Raw genomic sequence first — 20966 nt, forward strand, 5'->3', positions numbered from 1 at the left:
CTCTTCATAAAATACCTATAGGGGTATATTACATCAAACTAATTTTAATGTCAAACGTTGTGTTGAAAAGAATGAAATCGGCTGCAGGTATCGCCTACAGCCATTCATTTTTATTATTGTGCCACCTTTTGCATTCTTTTATGAACCAAATCCATGACTGCCTGTTTTAATGAAGCTAAAGCTTGGTTGGCTTTCTCGTTTGATTCAGCCTGTACTCCGAAATAAAACTTAATTTTCGGCTCAGTACCTGAAGGTCTTACACAGAACCACGATCCGTCAGCTAACGTATATTTAAGTACATTTGATTTCGGAAGAACTATATCATCATTCGTATCTCTATCTATAGTATAACGGATACTTGCATGATAATCTTCCGTAACAGCTAGCTTTTGGCCGTTTATTTCAACCGGCATATCAGCTCTGAATCCAGCAAGCAGGTTTACGATCTGCTCAGCGCCAGATTTGCCTTTTAACGTCAGTGATTCAAGTCCTTCCTTATAATAACCGTACTTTTCATAAACATCTGTTAAGGCATCATAAAGCGTTTTGCCTTGTTTCTTATAATATGCAGCCATTTCTGCACCCATTAAACATGCTTGTACAGCATCTTTATCTCGCACAAAGTCGCCAATCAATGAACCATAGCTTTCTTCGTACCCGAAAATAAAAGAATGTTTTCCGCTCTTTTCGTATTCTTTAATTTTTTCACCGATAAATTTAAATCCTGTTAATGTATCTTCACATGTTATACTATAAGATTCAGCAATAACACGGCCTAATTCTGAGGTTACAATGGTTTTAAATACGATACCTTTAGGGCAGAGGCTGCCTTTTTCTTCACGCTGAGAAAGGATGTATTCCAGCATGAGGGCTCCCGTTTGATTTCCTGTTAAGATCTCATATTCACCTTGGTTATTTTTCACTGCAATCCCAACTCTGTCTGCATCTGGATCAGTCGCCATAAGGATTTCTGCATCATTTTCTTTTCCATACTGAATAGCGAGTTCAAATGCAGCATGTTCCTCAGGATTAGGAGATTTTACTGTAGAAAAATTTGGATCAGGCTGCTCTTGCTCTTTGACAACTGTCACATTCGTAAACCCAAGCTGCTCGAGTCCTTTTCTTACTGGAATATTTGCTGTTCCATGAAGCGGAGTAAAAACAATGCTTAAATCATGCATTTCTTTAATAACATCACGGTTCAAGCTTATTTTAGTCAGCTGCTTCATATAGGCTTGATCAATCTCATCACCGATCACTTCGATTAGACCTGAACTTTTTAATTCATCTTCATTTTTTACATCTATTAAAAGCTCATCTTCTACTGCATTCACTTTTTGGATTACTTCATCTGCTTCTTTAGGCGGCAGTTGTCCGCCATCAGGTCCGTATACTTTATAACCGTTATATTCTGGTGGGTTGTGACTCGCAGTAATTACAATCCCGCTATACGCTTTTAAGTATCTAACGGCAAAAGAAAGCTCAGGTGTAGGTCTTAAACTTTCAAAAACATATGCCTGTACACCATTTGAGGCTAAAGTCTTTGCTGCTTCCATCGCAAATTCAGGTGATTGGTGTCTTGAATCATAAGCGATCACTACGCCACGTTTTTGTGCCTTTTCACCTTGCTCCATAATAAAATGAGCTAATCCAAGAGATGCTTTACGAACTGTATATGTGTTCATCCGGTTTGTACCAGGACCAATTTCCCCGCGCATTCCTCCTGTGCCAAACTCTAGGTTCTTATAGAAACAGTCTTCTAGTGCTGTCCTGTCATCTTTAATTCCTTCTAATGCAGTTTTTAAAGATTGCTCAAGTGCTTCGTGCTGTATCCATCTTTCATATGTTTTCTCCCAGGACATTATACTGCCTCCTTTTTCTTTTGAAGCTGATTAAATATTTGTTCTCTTTAGTTTCGATTTTAATCGATTATTTCCTGCTCTATCTATTAAATACGGCCTTTATTATACCGTTTTCATCATAAAAAATAAAATCTCTTCTTAAAATGCTCTTAGTCCCGACACGATTCGTACTATTTCCCGAGAAATAGAAATAATGCGGCAAGCTTTTAAAGCTTGCCGCATTTACTTAATTGATTTTTTCTAATGGATGTTTTCTATAGGATTGATCATTTCGCTCATTTGTTATTCTCTTCATCGAAAGTTGATAGGAGCGAAAGGTGCGAGCCTCCTCGAAAATGAAAATCACATTTTCTTCGTGCGATGTAACGCTGCCGAAGCCTTCCTTGTCCTGCGTGCTCACCGCACGCCCCGCGGTCCTGGAGCGGAAATCAACATCTTCCAATCGCCACAAAAATTACGAAAACGGTTTATTTACTTTTATCTTTTTGGATCACACTATATAAATCAAGTCGTCTGTCTCTAAGCAGGGTAACACTGCCTGTTTTACGCTGTCTTCTCAGAATTTCAAGGTCCACATCACCTACTACTACCGTTTCGATATTCGGATGACATTCTCCGACAATACCGTCTCTTGGGAACGAGAAATCGGAAGGTGTGAAGATACCTGACTGGGCATATTGGATGTCCATGTTTTCTACCTGTGACAGGTTTCCTACTGTACCAGCAATCGCTGTATAGATTTCGTTTTCAATGGCACGAGCTTGGGAACAATATCGCACACGCAGGTATCCTTGACGGTCTTCTGTACAGAACGGTGTAAAGATAATCTTAGCACCCTGATCTGTAACAATACGGGATAATTCAGGAAACTCGATATCGTAACAGATAAGGATAGCAACTTTACCGCAATCCGTATCAAATACTTGTACTTTATCCCCAGCAGAGATTCCCCACCATTTTCGTTCATTTGGTGTGATATGAAGTTTATATTGCTTATCGATGGTACCGTCTCTTCTAAACAAATACGCTACATTGTATATGTCGCCATCTTCTTCAACAAAATGCGATCCCCCGATGATGTTCACATTGTATCTAACAGCAAGGTTCGTGAACAATTCGATATACTGCTCCGTGAATTCTGTTAATTTACGAATCGCCAAACTTGGGCTCTTTTCTTCACAGAAAGATAAGAGCTGTGTTGTAAGCAATTCAGGAAAAACAGCAAAATCTGAACCTTGATCTGAAGCAACATCCGTATAATACTCTACTTGCGTTGCAAAATCTTCAAAGGAATCGATTGATTTCATCATGTATTGGATAGTGGTAATCCTTACTGGTTCACTTGTTTTAAAATATTTCTTCGTTTTATTCGGAATGTAATCAACATTGTTCCATTCCATTAATGTGGCATATGCTTTAGACTGCTTATCATCCGGCAAATAGCTTTTATTTAAACGCATGATCGTGAAACCATTCATCAGTTGGAATGTTAATACAGGGTCATAAATATTATGCTGTATCACTTCACGAACATATTCTCTTGGTGTCATTTCTTTTGAATACTTATGATAGTTTGGAATTCTGCCGCCAAGGATAATACTTTTCAAGTTTTTTTGTTCAGCCAGCTCTTTGCGTGCTTCATAAAGCCTAGCTCCAATTTTCATACGACGGTATTCTGGATGAACCATTACTTCAATCCCGTACAAATTAAAACCTTCGGGGTCATGATTTGTAATATAGCCTTTGTCTGTGATCTCATCCCATGTATGCTTATCATCATATTCATCGAAATTCACCATCAGACTCGAACAGCTTCCAACGATTTTGCCTTCATACGTTACACAAAATTGACCCTCTGGGAATATCCGGAGGTGGCTCTCCAGCTGATCGCGCTCCCAAGGTTCCATGTTTCCTGGAAAGCATACCTTTTGCAGTTTTAAAATTTCATCAATATCCTCAAATTGTATATTTCGTAGTTCTATCTTTTTCTCAAATTTTGAAACATCGATCTCGCTCATCTATTCCACTCCTCTAACCTGCTTTACTCTTTCACTTTAGTTCCAATTTTTCATACGCTCATAAAGAGAACCTGTATACAATTCCAGTTCATTGCCGTCAGGATCAAGAAAGCTGATGGTCCAGCCTCCGCCTCGTTCAATCGGCCCCCTGGATAGAATCACTTGTTTTTCTTTGAGGTATTCCGAGACTTCAATAAAATCAGCTTTAGAAACAGAAAAAGCAAAATGATCTACACCGATTTGATCTCTTTGTTTAGGTTTTGCTTTTTTGATTTCAATTAAACAGATCCAGACCCCGCCAATGTCTAAGTATACATCTGTATTCCCTTTATGCACGATTTTTGCACCTAAAATTTCTTGATAAAAATGCGCCGCTCTCGCTAATTCCGAAACTTTTATCGTAATATGATTGATCCCCTGAACTTTGATCATATCGTTCGTTGTTCAGCAAGCTTAATGAGTGCAGCCAGTTCAAGTTCTGCTATCGACTCCATCTGATGATCGACTTCGTCAAATTGCATATGCCTCGTTACCGGGTTTGGAATCGCAACACAATAAAGACCTGCTTTTTTTGCAGCTGTAGAACCGTTAACTGAATCTTCAAAAGCAATTGCTTCCTCAGGTTTAACACCTAGTTCTTCAACGGCTTTTATATATAAACTTGGATCAGGTTTGACCTTTTCTACATCATCAGCTGTCTTGATCACCTCAAAATAATGATCAAGACCGATTCTTTCTAGATGCTCTGATACCCATTCTCGAGAGGAGCTGGATGCCAGCCCTATCTTTAAACCTAACTCTTTTGCTGCTCTTAGATAGTTCTCTATTCCAGGAAGCGGTTTTTGTTCTTTAATCAAGGCTAATGCACGTTCGGTTTTCTTAGTCCTTAACTCATCATGATTCAGCTTTTTATTGATTTGCTTTTCTAAGTATTCGTAAGGGTTGAAGCCAGAATGAGTTCCTATACATTCTCCCCACACTTCTAAAGGCAGCTCACTTCCATGTTCTTTATACATCTCTTGAAATGCGTGGTAATGCTGAGTTTCAGTATCCAAAATCGTACCATCAAAATCAAAGACTAGCGCTTTAATCATTACTAATCATCCTAACCGCGTTTTTATTTATTTTCTTAAACTTTTAATAAAGACGCAAGAAAACAGATTTTGTTTTGACAGTTAATGCAGCGCATTGGTTCTGAACATGATTTTCTTCCCGTTGCTTGTTGCGATGATAGCCCCTAGCTGATCTGTTCTGTAGACAGTCATCTTTCTGTTGTTCAGCCTATATAAAACTTCTTTGGATGGAAACTGATAGGGGTTGTTCTTCCCTACAGAGATTACAGCTGTTTTAGCTTTTACCTTTTTTAAGAACTCCATTGATGATCCGGTGTTTGCACCATGGTGACCAATCTTTATTACGTCCGCCTTTACGCCACCGCGGCTCATAATTTCTTTTTCTTCCTCTGCACCCGCATCTGCCATCAACAAGAAGTTCTTCTTTCCGTGCTGGATCTTTATAACGGCTGAATAATCATTTATGTGTTTGTAATACGATCCTTTTGGTGCAAGCATTTCAACCTTTACTGAAAACCCCATTTTAAAATGGACGCCTGCTTTTGCACGGTCTACTGGAATTTGTTTTTCATTGATCACACGGAAAAGGTCATGGTAGTACTTCGTATCATATGGCAGGTTAGGCATATAAAGAACACTGACTGGAAATGCTCGAATTACATCATCTAATGAACCGATATGATCATGATGCGGGTGACTGGCTACTACAATATCTAAATGGGTGATGCCTTCTCGTTTCAGGTAGGTGATAATTTCTTCTGCATCATGCTCATCGCCCCCGTCGATCAGCATCGTTTGTCCGTTCGGTGCTTCTACAAGTATACAGTCGGCTTGTCCGACATCTAAAAAGTGGATTTTTAATGGATCAAACCAGTCGGCATGTGCAGTCTTTCCTGGTATAAGTATCAATACAAGTAAGAAGCAAATGACGGATGCCGTTGATTTGTTATATTTGATCAAACTTCACACCCCTTTATTATTTGGTTACGCTGTTTTCACAAACTTTGTTGCTCTTTGAACCGGTTGACTTCCGTTCCAGGATGCTCGCTTTCCGCGGGGCGGGCGGTGAGCCTCCTCGGCTATTTAAGCCTGCGGGGTCTCACCTGTCCCGCTTCAGGTAAGTATTCTTGCTCCTTCGTCTACTAGTAAATGCTTCCGATGTGAGTTTCCTCGTCGCATGCCTTGCGAGAAGCTTCTCATGTGGTAGGCACGCACCTTGCACTACAGTCAACTTGTCGATGAAGATATAAATAATATTTAAAAAAACAATCTTTTAGAGAAGAGTCAAGAAAGGGAATCAAAAAAATCGTTCACAAAATCTTATCCTTAGTTATATGTAATTACGCTTGTTTCAACAACAAAACCCGCTATCCAATACATGGATGGCGGGTGGCTAAATTATGTGGTGATCTCACTTTTTTTGAAGAAGCTCTTCATAGCGTGGTAAACATCTGCTTTTTCTTTTAAAATATAATGGCTGAATTTAGGATTATCCATATTTTTATATACACTCATTAATGTGGAGTGACGGTTATAAGCATTCACTTCTCCATATCCAAACATATTTGAGTGTTCCATGATCTGCTGTACGAGCTTGACACATCTCGCATTGTCACTTGTCAGATTGTCACCATCGGAAAAATGAAACGGGTAGATATTAAAACGGTTAGACGAGTATTTCGTCTCAATGAGTTCCAGCGCTTTTCGGTAAGCTGATGAACAGATCGTCCCGCCGCTTTCCCCTTTGTTAAAAAAGTCTTCTTCAGAAACTACTTTTGCTTCTGTATGGTGTGCAATAAATTCGATTTCTACTTTTTCATATTTAGACCGTAAAAACCGCGTCATCCAGAAAAAGAAACTCCTCGCCATGTACTTTTCCCATATTCCCATAGACCCGGATGTATCCATCATCGCTAGAACAACAGCCTTCGATTCTGGTTTTATCACTTCGTTCCAGGTTTTAAAACGCAAATCATCATTATGAATAGGGGCTACACTTGGTTTTCCAATCAGTGCATTTCGTTTGAATGCGGTCAGTATCGTTCTTTTTTTATCAACGTTACCCATTAAGCCTTTTTTGCGTACATCATTAAACTCAATTTTTTCTAAAACGATCTGGTCTTGCTCTTTTTGCTTAAGGTTTGGCAGTTCCAGCTCTTTAAACAGCATTTCTTCAAGTTCCAGTATGGAAACTTCTGCTTCTGCATAATCCATTCCTGGCTTATCACCCGCTGGACCTTTTCCTTTTCCTGCGCCGTTTTGTCCGGCACGTCCATCTCTGGCTACTACGTCCCCCACCTGGCTATCTCCGTCACCTTGGCCTACGTGCTTGTTTTTGTCGTAGTTGTATCGGATTTTGTATTCATCCATTGAACGGATCGGAATCTTGATCACATCACGTCCGTTGGATAAAATGATATTTTCTTCGCTTATCAAATCCGGCAAGTTGTTTTTAATGGCTTCCTGCACTTTTTCCATATGCCTTTGATGATCTTGATATCCTTTTCGGTGGAGGGACCAATTTTCCTGGGACACAACAAAATTGTTCTTATCCTGTTCGCTCATCGTTTTCCCCTCCAGAGCAGCAAGAGTCAATGCTGCTTTTCTTGATCAACCCGGGGCATATCGTGTTTCCTTTTAATCCGCTTTTATTAGAAAAAAGGGTTGGTTACTCTATCTTATGCAAGTACTCACTAGAATTGCTAAACTTTCGCGATAAAAAAAGCCCTCTTTTCCAAAATCGAAAAGAGAGCTTGCACATTATTTCTTATATTCCTTTTTTTCGTGCTGTTTAGGGTCAGGTGTCTTGCCGCTTTTACGTACTTCTTCATTTGTAGAAACATGTTCCATTACTTTTCCGTGTTCTTTCATTTCTTCATAATTTGATGCCATAGAACTGTTTTTTCTTTTAGGTTCTTCTTTATTTGATTTTGTCATAGGGATTCACCTCTTAATGAAATTTTCCCCATTTATTCCTTTTTAAAACCGTTAAAAACTCTTAGTTCATCAACTGGCCAATAACGAATATTGGCTTCTCCAACAATATCATTCATTTCTACGAAGCCTATATGGCGGCTGTCGATGCTATGCAGCCTGTTATCACCAAGAACAAAGATCTTTCCTTTAGGAACTGTATCATGTCCTGTGATTTCTTCAAGAGTAAAATTCCCAGTCAGTGTACGGTTGCCTGCAAATCTTTTAAATTCTTTTAGATAAGGTTCCTCTACCGGCTTATTGTTAATATAAAGTTTGTCATCTTTGTATGCGATATGGTCACCTGGCAATCCTATTACCCGTTTAATATAATCTTCTTTCGGATTAGCTTTAAACACGATAAGATCAAATCGTTCAGGGCTTCCGATCTCATAGCCGATTTTATTAACGATAAGACGATTGCCATTCTGAATGGTAGGCATCATCGATTCACCGTATACAACATACTGCTCAATCAAAAACTTTTTTATAATAATAGCAAGAATGAGTGCAATTCCAATCGCTTTAATCCAATCCAGCAGTCCATTTCTTTCTTTTCGAGCCGAGCTCATACAGCTCACTTCCTTTAGTTAGCTTATTAGTATCAATTTACCATTTTTAAGTTAGCAATTACAAGGTCAATATTTTTAAAGTAAAAATGAATGTATATTAATTCATCAGAATTTCTTTAGTTTTCCCTATTTTAGTGTAAAAAAACACACCCTGAAAGACCTTATCAGTGTCTTAGGGTGTGTTCTGCATTTTATCGATTCAGCAAGCTTCCAACATAGCGCAATAGTTCGTTGGCACTAGTTGTGTTATAGCCATGCTCATCGACAAGACGAGCTATTACTTCATTGATTTTTTTCAGTTGTGATTCGTCAGGAGTCTTTGAAGAAGTTGTAATCTTCACAACATCCTTCAGATCTGCAAAAAGTTTCTTTTGGATCGCTTCTCTTAAACGTTCATGTGAATTGTAATCAAACTTCTTCCCTTTTCTTGCATATGCAGAGATACGGATAAGTATTTCTTCACGGAATGCTTTTTTCGCGTTTTCAGAGATCCCAATCTGCTCTTCGATAGACCTCATCAGCTTTTCATCCGGGCTCATCTCTTCTCCAGTGAGCGGATCGCGAAGTTTATTCTTGTTGCAATATGCCTCTACATTATCCAAATAGTTATCCATAAGTGTTTTAGCTGATTCTTCATACGAATACACGAATGCTTTTTGAACTTCTTTTTTCGCAATGTCATCGTACTCTTTACGGGCAGCAGAGATAAAGTTGATAAACCTTTCTTTATCTTCCTTAGAGATGGAAGCATGGTGATCGAGACCATCTTTTAGTGACCGTAATACATCTAAAGCATTGATGGAAGGCGTTTCTTTACGTATAATGGCAGATGAAATTCGGTTGATTACATAACGCGGATCGATACCTGACATTCCTTCATCAGAGAACTCTTTCTTCAGTTCTTCGAGATCAACATGATTGAAGCCTTCTACAATTTCACCGTCATACAGTCTCATCTTTTTAAGAAGGTCCATACCCTGTTTCTTTGAATCTTTCAATCGTGTCAGTACGGAGAAAGTAGCCGCTACCCTCAGTGCATGAGGAGCAATGTGAACATGAGACATATCACTCTCACTGATCATCTTTGCATAAATCTTCTCTTCCTGTGATACTTTCAGATTATAAGGCACACCCATAACAATAATCCTTGAATGCAGTGCTTCGTTCTTTTTATTCGAAATGAAAGAACGGTACTCAGATTCGTTCGTGTGAGCGACGATTAATTCATCGGCAGAGATCAAAGCGAATCTGCCCGCTTTAAAGTTGCCTTCTTGTGTAAGTGAAAGCAGATGCCATAAGAACTTTTCATCACATTTCAGCATCTCCTGGAACTCCATCATTCCTCTGTTCGCTTTGTTCAGTTCTCCATCAAAACGATAGGCTCGAGGATCTGATTCTGATCCGTATTCCGCGATCGTTGAGAAGTCGATACTTCCCGTTAAATCGGCAATGTCCTGTGATTTTGGATCAGATGGACTGAACGTTCCGATACCAGTACGTTTGTCTTCTGAGAAGAAGATCCTTTCGACCATCACATCTTCAATTCTGTTGTCATACTCGTGTTCAAGCCTCATTGTATTTAACGGAGATAAGCTTCCTTCGACACGAATACCATACTCATCATAAAACTCTTTTCTAAGATGCTGCGGGATCAAATGCAGCGGATCTTCGTGCATCGGACAGCCTTTAATCGCATAAACGGCGCCTTCTGGTGTTTTCGTGTACTGTTCCAAACCTCTTTTTAACATTGTTACAAGAGTGGATTTACCACCCGATACAGGACCCATTAATAGCAATATACGTTTACGGACATCAAGGCGTTTAGCGGCAGGGTGAAAATACTCTTCAACAAGTCTTTCGATTGATTCTTCTAATCCAAAGATCTGATCGCTGAAAAAATGATACACCTTTTGACCATTTTTTTCTGAAATTCCAGCATCTTTTATCATGTTGTATACTCTTGAATGCGCGGACTGGGCTACAAATGGCCGATCACGTAAAATATCAAGGTATTCAGCGAAGGTACCTTCCCAGGCTAGACGCTGTTCTTCTTCTCGATGCAATTGGATTCTTGATAAAATATCCATGAGTACCTCCTTGATTGTATTGGCTCCATCAAGTGTTAATCTACTCTATGCGAGGATGTCCGTAATCATTCTGTTTGAATAGTGATTTTTATTTCAAAAAGTGATAATTCGTATAAACCGTTTCATGGTAAAATATGTTTATCATTTGTATTGAACGGAGAAACAGTCATGAATCCCAAGCTGGGTATCTTTGCGGTATTTATATTATTAAGTGTGGTGTTCCTCTCATTTACGGGGTTGCGGAATGAATATGAAAATTATATTCCTTTTCAAACAGCAGTAGGAACACTCGCTAATGCAAAAAGCATCTCTTTAGAACAGAACAGCCGCCTTTTGGATAAAAACGGCGGACTTCTTTATGAGTTTAAAGGCGATGAAAGCCGTATTCATCTTACATATGAGAACATCCCGATTCTCATCCGGCAGGCGTTCATCGCGACTGAAGATCAAAATTTCTTAGAGCATCATGGCATCGACGGGAAAGCGATCGCAAGAGCATTTGTAACAAACTCTTCAGAAGGCGGAATCGAGCAAGGCGGCAGTACGATCACCCAGCAGCTGGCCCGTAACCTTTTTCTTAATCACGAACGCACGTATGACCGGAAATTGAAAGAGCTTTTGATCTCTTATCGAATCGAACAGCAGCTTTCTAAAGAACAAATTTTGGAGCTATACATCAATGCTATCTATTTTCAAAACGGAATATATGGCATTGAAAAAGCAAGCCGCTATTACTTTAGTAGACCTTCTAAAGAGCTTACTTTGAGTGAAACTGCACTCCTAGCTGCAATACCAAATAACCCTGCCATGTATAATCCTTTAATAAATCTATCAAACGCTAAACAAAGGCAGGAATGGATTCTCCTCAAGATGAAAGAAGAGGGCTATATTGATCAATCCAAGTTTGATGCTGCTATTAAACAACCGATTAACTTGCATGTTGCAAAGAACGACATACCCTTCCCAGAGATCGTCGGCTATGTAAAAGATGAACTTCTGGAATTAATCCTATCTGCTCCTGAAAATAAAGGGTTGAGTGAAGATCAGTTAACGAAAAAGCGGGATGATTTGTTAATAAGCGGTGCGGTGATCGAATCTTCATTGGATTCAAAGCTGCAAGAAGAAGCGTTGAAGGCTGTTCAAAAAAGACTTTCATATAAGGAAATTGAAGGTTCAGTCGTTGTAGTTGATCATGTTTCGAAAAAGATTGTCGCGATGGTCGGCGGAAAAAATGTGGGAATTGAAGAATTTAACCGGGCTTACCACGCAAAAAGACAGCCTGGTTCATCCATTAAACCTCTTCTCGCATATGCCCCATACATTGATGTATTTGGTCTTGGACCGAATTCAATGATATCTGCAACCCGAATTTGTGAAGGAAACTATTGTCCCAGCAACTATGGAGGCGCAACGTATGGTACAGTCACTTTAAAAAAAGCAATGGCTAGCTCCATCAATACTGCAGCTGTTCGGGCGGTCAAGAAAACAGGCGTGGAAAGAGCTTTCTCATACCTGAAGCCGTTTCAGTTTTCTGCAGTTGAACAGAAGGACCATCAGCTTGCTTCAGCACTTGGTGGTTTTTCAAAAGGCTTTTCACCACTTGAGCTTACTAGTGCTTATACAGCATTCGCCAATAACGGAACGTACGTGAAACCTAGACTGATAACCTCTGTAAAAGATAAAGATGGAAATGTATTATACGAGTGGCACGAGCAGCCGGTTAAAGTATGGAAGCCGGAAACGAATGCTGTGATGAGAGATATGCTGGCCGCGGTTACGATTTCTGGAACCGCACGGGATGCACGATTTCCTGGTTCGGACTACATAGGCGGCAAGACAGGAACAACAAACGATGTTAAAGATTTGTGGTTCGTGGGGCTGGCTGATCGGTATACAGCAGGCGTCTGGGTAGGCCGTGACAAACCCGGAAGTCTTCGCTCGATCGAAGGATCCTCCCCAGAAGTCATGATCTGGCGAGATATTATGATAAAAGCACATAATAAATGAAAAAATACCCTGCCGCTTGGTGAAGCAGCAGGGTTTTTGCTTAAGATGCACTCCTAAATTTCAATAAACTTCATTCAGCGATGGTTAATTCCTTGCTTAATTTAAATAATCCCACGAAAAAAGGGATTATTCCTTGATCAATTTGAATAATCCCACGCTAAATGAAAAATAACCACAGGTCGACATTCTCCGACAAAAAGTCACCCATCCAAAGCTTTTATGTAATTGAAGCTACAAATGCATTATACAAACGCAATACGGTATACACAACAAGTAAACCAAAGCCTGTCCAGAAGAATAGATGCATAAAGACCATGCCGATGATGCCTGTCGTTGGTAAACTGGAGCCGATCTTCAAAAGAAAATAAAAGAAATAAATGAGAGATGCGGCAATGAACACGATAAACATCAGAAATATGGAGTGATTTAATATAATCGCAAGCATTCCTCCGCTAAAGAAGAACCAGCCGCCGCTTTTTCCCTGCTGCAGAAGCACACCTTCTGTATCCTTCGAGAAAAAGAACATACTTAAATGAGTCAGTGCATCCGATAAAAGTTTTAAAGCAGCAAAGATCATAAAAAATAATAAGAACAAACAAAAACCCACTGATAAATGGATGACATGACTTTCAAACAGTTCAAGCATCCCCTGGTAAACGCCAAAGTATTTAAGCTTTTTTATCACAAACCGTTCAATATAAATAGCAAAACCACAGCTAAATAAAATAATCGAAAATAACGGGAGATAGCCCGTCATATAAACGTTTTTCTTCATTCTGTTACTCATATCCCCCTCAATTTGTAAACTTTCGCAGAAATACATTCACATGAAAACCGTTTTCATTTATAATGGGGAGAGAGATTGGAAAGAATAAGACTACTTTCAAAGGAGGAGTTCAGATGGATTTTATCCTCATCCTACTCGTGATGCTCGCCTTCCTGTCTGCAATCTTTACAGCAGGCTATAACGATCGTCCTGGAAAAAACTAATCCATAATACATATGGAAGCAAAAACGTCCCTCATTGATAAGGACGTTTTTTTATTTCCACTTATTTTAAATCCCCAAAACTTTGCTGGCGCAATGCCTCATAAATCAGAATCGCGGCTGTGTTTGATAAGTTTAACGAACGAATATGATCGTTCATGGGAATGCGCAAACATCGATCCATGTTTGAATCAATTACTTCCCTCGGCAGCCCCTTCGTTTCTTTTCCAAAAACAAAGAAGACATCTTTTTCAGAATCCGAATAGTCAAAATCAGAATACGTCTGTTCTCCGAATTTTGTTATATAATAAAATTCGCCATCCGGATATTCCTTATAAAAAGCATCCAAGGAATCATGGTGATGGATGTTAACGTGCTCCCAATAATCGAGACCTGCACGCTTTAAATATTTATCTTCCAACGAAAAACCCAATGGATGAATAAGATGCAAGTGTGTGCCAGTACCCGCGCATGTACGTGCGATATTTCCTGTGTTCGCAGGAATCAGTGGTTCAAATAATACAACATGTATAGCCAAAAAGCTCACCTCAAAAACAATATTCCAACAAGTACTTATTATAGCACTTTTTTAGGAATATCACTCCAGATGGCGAGCTTTCACTTAAAGAATATGAAAAAATTTATACTGAATTCTTTTCGTATAAGCGGTTGAGTCCTCATATCCCCAATAACGCATCCTGCTGTTTGTTGTATGCGCATTTACAAGAGGTTCTCCTGATGGATCTTTTGCTACAACGATCGTCGTATGCTGATAATGCCCGTCTCCGTCAAAATCATAGCAGATCACATCACCCGGCAGCAATAGGTGGGCAGATGATTTCTCTTGAGCCTGCAGACTTGATTTCGAACCGCTTAAGTACCATCGTAACGCGTTTGCCACCGACCAACTGTAGCTCCAGGAATTATTTCTCATCCACCATCCTTTTGACTTAATGGATTGCGGAGTCATCGGAATTCCGCCCGCATGGATACTTTGTGAGATATAGTTGGTGCAGTCGTTCTCGAAAGATTTATAAGCAGGATTAAACGTGTTCCACCAGCGTTCCGCATATCGTACGGCCGCCAGCCTGTCATATCCTCCTTTTGTCGGTGCGATCGATTCATTCTCACGTTCGATCTTTGGCAGTTCCCGATAATTGCCTTCAGCATTAACAGGCTCATCACTTTTCATTTCTCCATCTTGAAAAAAGATAGCACGTCTCTCTTGAGACATTTCCTCTACGTAAAAATCAAATCCGTGTTTAATAAGAAAGCTATAATGAACAAGATAGTCTACATGAATTTTATCTTCGGTTTCTGTAGTCCGTAATACACTCCCGTTCGCTTGATTATTTACGATAAATGCTTTTCTATCGGTATACATTTGTTTTTTTCGCATAAAGCTTTCTTGTTCATTTTTTAAAAAGAAGCCCCTTCCGTCTGCATCCGCATGTATCATCCATTGGGACTGGTTTTGAATATAACGTTTCAGTGTCTCCATCCACATCAGACATACCTCCCTGCTTCTATTAACATATGAGAGGTACGTAAAAAAAAAGAACCCTTTAAGGGCTCTATGATGTTTTCTTGCAGCTATTCTGTTCGATCGATAATAATATTTCTTTTTTGTCTAATCCTCCGCCATATCCTACAAGTGCACCATTACTTCCGATTACGCGGTGACACGGAATAAAAACAGGTACAGGATTCTGGTTATTCGCACTGCCGACAGCACGAACTGCCTTAGGTGCACCAATTCCCTGAGCTACTTCCTTATATGAACACGTAAGTCCATAAGGAATGCTCGTTAGCTGGTTCCAAACTTTCTTCTGAAAGGCCGTACCAAACAAATCATAGCGGATGTTAAACTCATGCAGGTTGCCTGCAAAATAAGCATTTAATTGCTGAACAGCATCTGCTAGATATTCAGGAGAATGAATAAGTTCTCCTTTAATAAAATGCTTAGCCATCCATGAACGTAAAGATGGAAGGTTATCCTCCATTGAACCAAAATCGAGACGGCAGATTCCGTTCTCCGTTGCAATGATCGTTAACGGTCCGATTACGCTTTCCATTTCTTCATAATAGAGTAACGTTTTAATCTGACACATAATTATCCCTTCTTTTCATTACTTGACCTAACTATATCGGACACTTTAAAGATATGCGATTACGAAATTTCTTGATTTTGAAGCATTTTAAGTCCTTTATCTATCTCTAACGCCACTAAATCGTCTTTTTCGCGCTCTTTTGCTGATGAAAGTTCTAATTCTGCTTCATTTCCGCCTATTTTCCCAATTGCCCAAGCAGCAGTCCCTCTAATAACAGGTCTTGGATCATTTTTTAATAAGTAGACTAAATCAGGTATTGCAGCTTCTTCTCTAAAATGGGCCAATGCTATAATCGCATTTCTCTGAATTGGTTTCTTTCCTCTCCAGCTTCCGGATACATGCCCAAACTTTTCTTTAAAATCTCTATTGCTCATCGTCAATAAAGGCTGTAAAAGAGGCTTTGCAATTTCAGGGTCCGGCTCCATTTCTGCGTGGTGATGAAAATCTTTCCCTTTGTTTTCAGGACAAACAGTCTGACATGTATCACACCCATATATACGGTTGCCCAGCTTTTCTCTGTATTGATCTGGCAAGAAACCTTTTGTCTGGGTTAAGAACGCGATACATTTTGATGAATCCAGCTGTCCTCCCTGTACAAGTGCACCTGTGGGACATGCTTCAACACATTTATTGCATGAACCACACTGATCTTCCATCGGGGTATCTGCCGGAAATGCGATGTTCGTGATCATTTCGCCAAGATACATATAGGAGCCAAATTCAGGTGACATGATCGCACAGTTTTTAGCGCTCCATCCTATCCCAGCTCTCTCGGCCACAGCCCGATCTGACAGTTCTCCTGTATCAACCATAGATTTTATATTAGCATCTGGAACTCTCTCTATAATAAAGGCCTCAAGCAGTGCAAGCTTTTCTCTTAATATATGGTGATAATCTTTACCCCATGATGCTCTGCAAAAAATACCTCTCCGCTCCCCTTTTGTACTTCTAGGTGCATTTTTCATTTTAGAGGGATATGCAAGAGCGATCGAAATGATGCTGGACGCTCCTGTTAGAAGACGTTCCGGCTCTGTTCTTTTGTCAATGTCCTTCTCTTCAAATCCTGACTGGTATTGAAGATCTTGCTGAATACGGAGCCTTTCTTTTAACTCAGCAAAAACATCAGCATCAGCGAAGCCAATTTTATCTATTCCGATTTCTTTACTATATGCAACAATCTCTTCTTTCAACTGGGCACCTGTCATACATATCCCTCCTTTCACATTTATTTTCGATTCGTATGGTAAACTACATGTATATATTTAGAAGAAACGGGGTTCTCTTATGATTACAATTTCTCCAAAAATAAAGGAGCTTGTCCCGCAGTTTAAAATAGGCACAATTACATACCATAATATCGCGATTAGCGAGTCTCCGCAAATGATAAAAGGCAGATTCCAGCTATTTCTAGAATCCTTAAAACTGGAAGATAAAACTGCCGCTGATTATCCGGGTGTTTCTGAATACCGTTCTGTATTTAAAAAGCTTGGCACTGATCCATCTCGTTATCGACCGGCTTCAGAAGCACTGCTGCGCCGCGTTTTAAGCGGAAAAGAGCTACCTCCGATCAATTCAGGTGTAGACGTTAATAATTTCTTCTCTATTCGATTTGCCATACCAATCGGTCTTTATAACCTTGATAAACTTGAAGGCGATATTGAAGTAAGGATCGGCGGTTTTGAAGATACATATGAAGGGCTGAACGGCCGTGAGATGAATATGGAGGGGAAGTTGCTATCTGCAGACTCTGTTGGAGCGTTTGGCAGTCCTATCGTCGATTCTAAGCGGACGATGGTGGATGAGAGTGTGGCGAATGCTCTACATATTGTTTATTTACAGCCCTCCATGGATGAAAGTGAAGCTCGTGAAATGTTGGAGTCGATGGCTAAGATGTTTACACAAGTGAATGGCGGGACGGCTGAGATTCAAGTTAATTAAACAGTTTTTTAGTTTAGGTCGGGTGTCGAATTATGTAGTTCCGTCAATATAATGAGTGATTTGGTGAATATAATGAGTGGTTTGGTGAATATATCGTGAGGAAGTTTCAATATAGCAATTATCTTTCACCTTCAATGCTCCTATCAAAAAAATGCAGGGCTTCATTGAGTCAACGAAGCCCTGCATTAAAACCTACAACTAACTTGTTCTATATATAAGCAGCATGTATTTAATTTATGACAAGTTCTTTTAAAAAATTTTACTCAACCAGTGTATACTTGACTGACAAAGTTGCTTCAATTTCATCACCTTCATCCAATTCAAACACATATTCAGGCAAATAAAAGTCATCACCCTTTCCCAAGATGATGTTTACTTTTGCCCCGTCGTTCACAAAGTAATTTCCTGATCCCCTGTTCGGTTCAACTTTGTATCGACCGGGCGGTATATCTTTACCCGCGATAAAAACTCCAGCAACCAATACTCTGGGTTCTTTCTTCTTAACGATTATACCTTTAGTGATGACGTCGAGTTCTTTTTGTTTATCTGAAATCTGCTGAGTAAGAGCTTTTATTTCTCCATTTTTTTCTTCCACTTGCTTAGAGAGTTTATCATACTCTTTCTGCACATCATCTCTTTGATTAATAATACTGGTAACCTCGTCATACTCAGTGCTCATTTGACTCAATTCTGCTTGTTTATTGCTCTGTTCCTCTTCTGCTTCAGCTACATCTTCTTCAATAGCAGCCAAATCATCCCTCAAACTCTCTATCTCATCATCGATCTCATCAACCGTTATTTTTTTACCATCTAACATAATTGATGCTTTGTTGTACCCCCATCCATGAGCATAATACCAGCTAACCAGAACTAACACTAAGGTGATTGCTCCAAAATAAATCCATTCTTTTTTTAGCTTTTTAAAATCAAAAAATTCTTTAATCACAATGTATTAATCCCCCTTTTAAAAAAACATCACTCCTTAAATTTATTTTCTTAGTAAAACTTTATGTCACGATTTATGAAACAAAAAAAGCATTCCTACATATGTAAGAACGCTTGCTCATCTATAATTTCTAAAAAGAAAAACCACTGAGATAATTAAGATCGATAAAAAAATCAGGATCAATCTTATGGAATAAAATATTCTACCTATCATGATTTCAATCACATTCATATAGCGGGTAATATCAGTAACTAAAAAAACAATAGAGGTAATACAAACGGCGATTAAAACAAACCCTATGATCGTTCCTAGCTGCGATCTCGCTCTATACATTTGTTTCTCCCCCCTTATACTTAACTATTCAGTGTACAAGAAAGAGGTTCACAAATGGACAGGAACACATTAAAGCAAAATAAAAAAGCCAATGCTGTTTAGCATTGACTTAAAAGTTAGTATGTAATGGTACCGGTGGTCGGGGTCGAACCGACACTCCAGAAGGAACACGATTTTGAGTCGTGCGCGTCTGCCAATTCCGCCACACCGGCATTGTAAAGCTCTTTAAAACTTGAATGGAGGCGGCACCCGGATTCGAACCGGGGGATAAGGGTTTTGCAGACCCGTGCCTTACCACTTGGCTATGCCGCCAGATAAAATTCAAATGGAGCGGAAGACGGGATTCGAACCCGCGACCCCAACCTTGGCAAGGTTGTATTCTACCACTGAACTACTTCCGCAAATTATCTTATTCATCTATATAAAAAATGGCTGGGCTAGCTGGATTCGAACCAACGCATGACGGAGTCAAAGTCCGTTGCCTTACCGCTTGGCTATAGCCCAACACATAAATGGGGCGGACGAGGGGAATCGAACCCCCGAATGTCGGAACCACAATCCGATGCGTTAACCACTTCGCCACGACCGCCACAATATAATTTAAATGGCAGGGGCAGTAGGAATCGAACCCACACCAAAGGTTTTGGAGACCTTCGTTCTACCGTTAAACTATGCCCCTGTAAGAATAAATATGCTAAGAAATAAAATGGTGGAGGGGGACGGATTCGAACCGCCGAACCCGGAGGGAGCGGATTTACAGTCCGCCGCGTTTAGCCACTTCGCTACCCCTCCACAAAATGAAGACAGGTTTTATTGTAAGTTATTTACGACCTATTTTCAATACGTTTTTTATTCCAATTCAGGAAGAAAAAACTGGTGCCGGCTAGAGGACTTGAACCCCCAACCTACTGATTACAAGTCAGTTGCTCTACCAATTGAGCTAAACCGGCAAAAAAAATGGTGGCTCGAGACGGAATCGAACCGCCGACACGAGGATTTTCAGTCCTCTGCTCTACCGACTGAGCTATCGAGCCAAGATAATTCTTGGTATTTTATAGCCACCAAAAAAATAAAAATGGCGGACCCGACCGGGGTCGAACCGGCGATCTCCTGCGTGACAGGCAGGCATGTTAACCACTACACCACGAGTCCAAAATTGGTTGCGGGGACAGGATTTGAACCTGCGACCTTCGGGTTATGAGCCCGACGAGCTACCAGACTGCTCCACCCCGCGATGATATAAAAGTTTCGGATGATGTATCCGAGTATGATATAGACTGTCTCTTCCTCTACATATTTATCTTAGAAGTGTATCCGTCGAGACATGTCGTCGTGATTTCACAGAAGCTTGCGCTCCATGCTCCACCCCGCGATGATATAAAGAATAAAAATTAATGGTGGAGGATGACGGGTTCGAACCGCCGACCCCCTGCTTGTAAGGCAGGTGCTCTCCCAGCTGAGCTAATCCTCCATATAATATAAAGTTGGTTATGTATAAAATGGTGACCCGTACGGGATTCGAACCCGTGTTACCGCCGTGAAAGGGCGGTGTCTTAACCGCTTGACCAACGGGCCAGTATTTAAAGTTAGAGAGTATGTATCTGGCGGAGAGCAAGGGATTCGAACCCTTGATACGGGGTTGACCGTATACACGATTTCCAATCGTGCTCCTTCGACCTCTCGGACAGCTCTCCAATATGGCTCCACAGGTAGGACTCGAACCTACGACCGATCGGTTAACAGCCGATAGCTCTACCACTGAGCTACTGTGGAATATGTATGGCTCAGCGACGTCCTACTCTAACAGGGGGAGACCCCCAACTACCATCGGCGCTGAAGAGCTTAACTTCCGTGTTCGGTATGGGAACGGGTGTGACCTCTTCGCCATCATCACTGAACCAATTATATAGAGAGTATGTTCTCTCAAAACTAGATACGACGTTTCCAAACGTTTCATACAATTGTAAGGATAAGCCCTCGACCGATTAGTATCTGTCAGCTCCACGTGTCACCACGCTTCCACACCAGACCTATCAACCTCATCATCTCTAAGGGGTCT

The 20966-nt window shown here is 40.2% G+C and carries 17 protein-coding genes, 15 tRNA genes and 2 rRNA genes; 2 read left to right on the forward strand and 32 right to left on the reverse strand.

Translation table 11 applies throughout. The annotated features are described in order from the left end of the window. Positions 1-113: 113 nt before the first annotated feature. The 9 genes from EV282_RS16525 to EV282_RS16560 form a co-directional block, all read right to left on the reverse strand. Complete coding sequence (locus EV282_RS16525; RefSeq protein ID WP_130296842.1) at positions 114-1862, reverse strand: phospho-sugar mutase; 1749 nt, start codon at positions 1860-1862, stop codon at positions 114-116. 467 nt (positions 1863-2329) lie between these two features. Continuing rightward, positions 2330-3880 (reverse strand): bifunctional GNAT family N-acetyltransferase/carbon-nitrogen hydrolase family protein, encoded by a 1551-nt coding sequence (locus EV282_RS16530; protein ID WP_130296843.1) that lies wholly within the window; start codon positions 3878-3880, stop codon positions 2330-2332. A 36-nt stretch (positions 3881-3916) separates the two neighbouring features. Continuing rightward, positions 3917-4309 (reverse strand): VOC family protein, encoded by a 393-nt coding sequence (locus EV282_RS16535; protein ID WP_130297041.1) that lies wholly within the window; start codon positions 4307-4309, stop codon positions 3917-3919. Next, on the reverse strand, positions 4309-4974 hold the full coding sequence (locus EV282_RS16540) for an HAD family hydrolase (protein WP_130296844.1): 666 nt from the start codon (positions 4972-4974) through the stop codon (positions 4309-4311). The genes EV282_RS16535 and EV282_RS16540 overlap by 1 nt, the downstream gene beginning before the upstream one ends. An 81-nt stretch (positions 4975-5055) precedes the next feature. After that, entirely contained in the window at positions 5056-5913 is an 858-nt protein-coding gene (locus EV282_RS16545) for a ComEC/Rec2 family competence protein (RefSeq protein WP_130296845.1), read from the reverse strand. 438 nt (positions 5914-6351) lie between these two features. Continuing rightward, entirely contained in the window at positions 6352-7518 is a 1167-nt protein-coding gene (gene yhbH / locus EV282_RS16550; protein ID WP_130296846.1) for a sporulation protein YhbH, read from the reverse strand. Between the two features lie 195 nt (positions 7519-7713). Continuing rightward, positions 7714-7890, reverse strand: coding sequence for a hypothetical protein (locus tag EV282_RS20375; protein ID WP_165389509.1), 177 nt, complete (start codon positions 7888-7890; stop codon positions 7714-7716). 32 nt (positions 7891-7922) lie between these two features. After that, positions 7923-8498 (reverse strand): signal peptidase I, encoded by a 576-nt coding sequence (gene lepB, locus EV282_RS16555; RefSeq protein ID WP_130296847.1) that lies wholly within the window; start codon positions 8496-8498, stop codon positions 7923-7925. Positions 8499-8689: 191 nt separating this feature from the next. Further along, positions 8690-10585 carry a PrkA family serine protein kinase gene (locus EV282_RS16560; RefSeq protein ID WP_130296848.1) on the reverse strand — a complete coding sequence of 632 codons (1896 nt, stop codon included), beginning with the start codon at positions 10583-10585 and terminating at the stop codon, positions 8690-8692. A gap of 168 nt (positions 10586-10753) precedes the next feature. Between EV282_RS16560 and EV282_RS16565 the strand changes: the two genes are divergently transcribed. Then, positions 10754-12592, forward strand: a complete 1839-nt coding sequence (locus EV282_RS16565) for a transglycosylase domain-containing protein (protein WP_130296849.1) — start codon at positions 10754-10756, stop codon at positions 12590-12592. 217 nt (positions 12593-12809) lie between these two features. On the opposite strand, the gene EV282_RS16570 is transcribed toward EV282_RS16565, so the two are convergent. The 5 genes from EV282_RS16570 to queG form a co-directional block, all read right to left on the reverse strand. Next, positions 12810-13379 carry a DUF5366 family protein gene (locus EV282_RS16570; protein ID WP_130296850.1) on the reverse strand — a complete coding sequence of 190 codons (570 nt, stop codon included), beginning with the start codon at positions 13377-13379 and terminating at the stop codon, positions 12810-12812. Between the two features lie 264 nt (positions 13380-13643). Next, on the reverse strand, positions 13644-14117 hold the full coding sequence (gene trmL / locus EV282_RS16575; protein WP_130296851.1) for a tRNA (uridine(34)/cytosine(34)/5-carboxymethylaminomethyluridine(34)-2'-O)-methyltransferase TrmL: 474 nt from the start codon (positions 14115-14117) through the stop codon (positions 13644-13646). An 84-nt stretch (positions 14118-14201) separates the two neighbouring features. Beyond that, complete coding sequence (locus EV282_RS16580; RefSeq protein ID WP_130296852.1) at positions 14202-15086, reverse strand: amidase domain-containing protein; 885 nt, start codon at positions 15084-15086, stop codon at positions 14202-14204. Between the two features lie 67 nt (positions 15087-15153). Continuing rightward, positions 15154-15690 carry a methylated-DNA--[protein]-cysteine S-methyltransferase gene (locus EV282_RS16585; protein ID WP_130296853.1) on the reverse strand — a complete coding sequence of 179 codons (537 nt, stop codon included), beginning with the start codon at positions 15688-15690 and terminating at the stop codon, positions 15154-15156. A gap of 59 nt (positions 15691-15749) precedes the next feature. After that, a complete protein-coding gene (gene queG, locus EV282_RS16590) occupies positions 15750-16895 on the reverse strand; it encodes a tRNA epoxyqueuosine(34) reductase QueG (protein WP_130296854.1) in 1146 nt (381 codons plus the stop codon). A gap of 79 nt (positions 16896-16974) precedes the next feature. Here queG and EV282_RS16595 point away from each other — a divergent pair, with 79 nt between their 5' ends. Continuing rightward, complete coding sequence (locus tag EV282_RS16595; protein ID WP_130296855.1) at positions 16975-17628, forward strand: B3/B4 domain-containing protein; 654 nt, start codon at positions 16975-16977, stop codon at positions 17626-17628. A 259-nt stretch (positions 17629-17887) separates the two neighbouring features. On the opposite strand, the gene EV282_RS16600 is transcribed toward EV282_RS16595, so the two are convergent. From EV282_RS16600 to EV282_RS16685, 18 genes are all read right to left on the reverse strand, one after another. Continuing rightward, entirely contained in the window at positions 17888-18574 is a 687-nt protein-coding gene (locus EV282_RS16600; RefSeq protein ID WP_130296856.1) for a coiled-coil domain-containing protein, read from the reverse strand. 460 nt (positions 18575-19034) lie between these two features. Beyond that, positions 19035-19119, reverse strand: a tRNA-Leu gene (locus tag EV282_RS16605). 25 nt (positions 19120-19144) lie between these two features. Then, positions 19145-19219, reverse strand: a tRNA-Cys gene (locus EV282_RS16610). A gap of 14 nt (positions 19220-19233) precedes the next feature. Next, positions 19234-19308 (reverse strand) — tRNA-Gly (locus EV282_RS16615). A gap of 28 nt (positions 19309-19336) precedes the next feature. After that, positions 19337-19411 (reverse strand) — tRNA-Gln (locus tag EV282_RS16620). 9 nt (positions 19412-19420) lie between these two features. After that, positions 19421-19496: transfer RNA gene (locus EV282_RS16625), tRNA-His, on the reverse strand. Positions 19497-19512: 16 nt separating this feature from the next. Then, positions 19513-19586 (reverse strand) — tRNA-Trp (locus EV282_RS16630). 28 nt (positions 19587-19614) lie between these two features. Then, positions 19615-19699: transfer RNA gene (locus EV282_RS16635), tRNA-Tyr, on the reverse strand. Positions 19700-19781: 82 nt separating this feature from the next. Beyond that, positions 19782-19857: transfer RNA gene (locus EV282_RS16640), tRNA-Thr, on the reverse strand. A gap of 8 nt (positions 19858-19865) precedes the next feature. After that, positions 19866-19941 (reverse strand) — tRNA-Phe (locus EV282_RS16645). 42 nt (positions 19942-19983) lie between these two features. Beyond that, a tRNA-Asp gene (locus EV282_RS16650) sits at positions 19984-20059 on the reverse strand. A 5-nt stretch (positions 20060-20064) separates the two neighbouring features. Continuing rightward, positions 20065-20141, reverse strand: a tRNA-Met gene (locus EV282_RS16655). Positions 20142-20302: 161 nt separating this feature from the next. Next, positions 20303-20378: transfer RNA gene (locus EV282_RS16660), tRNA-Val, on the reverse strand. A gap of 29 nt (positions 20379-20407) precedes the next feature. Next, positions 20408-20482, reverse strand: a tRNA-Glu gene (locus EV282_RS16665). Positions 20483-20509: 27 nt separating this feature from the next. Further along, positions 20510-20601 (reverse strand) — tRNA-Ser (locus EV282_RS16670). Between the two features lie 4 nt (positions 20602-20605). After that, a tRNA-Asn gene (locus EV282_RS16675) sits at positions 20606-20680 on the reverse strand. Between the two features lie 9 nt (positions 20681-20689). Continuing rightward, a 5S ribosomal RNA gene (gene rrf / locus EV282_RS16680) occupies positions 20690-20805 on the reverse strand. A gap of 67 nt (positions 20806-20872) precedes the next feature. Beyond that, a 23S ribosomal RNA gene (locus tag EV282_RS16685) occupies positions 20873-20966 on the reverse strand; the annotation flags it as partial.

Source organism: Fictibacillus sp. BK138 (genome assembly GCF_004216955.1).
GTDB lineage: Bacteria > Bacillota > Bacilli > Bacillales > Fictibacillaceae > Fictibacillus.

Excerpts from the sequence above, each read along its gene's own strand:
- EV282_RS16525 (WP_130296842.1), bottom strand. The coding sequence starts at position 1,862 with ATGTCCTGGGAGAAAACATATGAAAGATGGATACAGCACGAAGCACTT.
- EV282_RS16530 (WP_130296843.1), bottom strand. The coding sequence starts at position 3,880 with ATGAGCGAGATCGATGTTTCAAAATTTGAGAAAAAGATAGAACTACGA.
- EV282_RS16540 (WP_130296844.1), bottom strand. The coding sequence starts at position 4,974 with ATGATTAAAGCGCTAGTCTTTGATTTTGATGGTACGATTTTGGATACT.
- yhbH (WP_130296846.1), bottom strand. The coding sequence starts at position 7,518 with ATGAGCGAACAGGATAAGAACAATTTTGTTGTGTCCCAGGAAAATTGG.
- EV282_RS20375 (WP_165389509.1), bottom strand. The coding sequence starts at position 7,890 with ATGACAAAATCAAATAAAGAAGAACCTAAAAGAAAAAACAGTTCTATG.
- lepB (WP_130296847.1), bottom strand. The coding sequence starts at position 8,498 with ATGAGCTCGGCTCGAAAAGAAAGAAATGGACTGCTGGATTGGATTAAA.
- EV282_RS16560 (WP_130296848.1), bottom strand. The coding sequence starts at position 10,585 with ATGGATATTTTATCAAGAATCCAATTGCATCGAGAAGAAGAACAGCGT.
- EV282_RS16565 (WP_130296849.1), top strand. The coding sequence starts at position 10,754 with ATGAATCCCAAGCTGGGTATCTTTGCGGTATTTATATTATTAAGTGTG.
- EV282_RS16570 (WP_130296850.1), bottom strand. The coding sequence starts at position 13,379 with ATGAGTAACAGAATGAAGAAAAACGTTTATATGACGGGCTATCTCCCG.
- EV282_RS16580 (WP_130296852.1), bottom strand. The coding sequence starts at position 15,086 with ATGTGGATGGAGACACTGAAACGTTATATTCAAAACCAGTCCCAATGG.
- EV282_RS16585 (WP_130296853.1), bottom strand. The coding sequence starts at position 15,690 with ATGTGTCAGATTAAAACGTTACTCTATTATGAAGAAATGGAAAGCGTA.
- queG (WP_130296854.1), bottom strand. The coding sequence starts at position 16,895 with ATGACAGGTGCCCAGTTGAAAGAAGAGATTGTTGCATATAGTAAAGAA.
- EV282_RS16595 (WP_130296855.1), top strand. The coding sequence starts at position 16,975 with ATGATTACAATTTCTCCAAAAATAAAGGAGCTTGTCCCGCAGTTTAAA.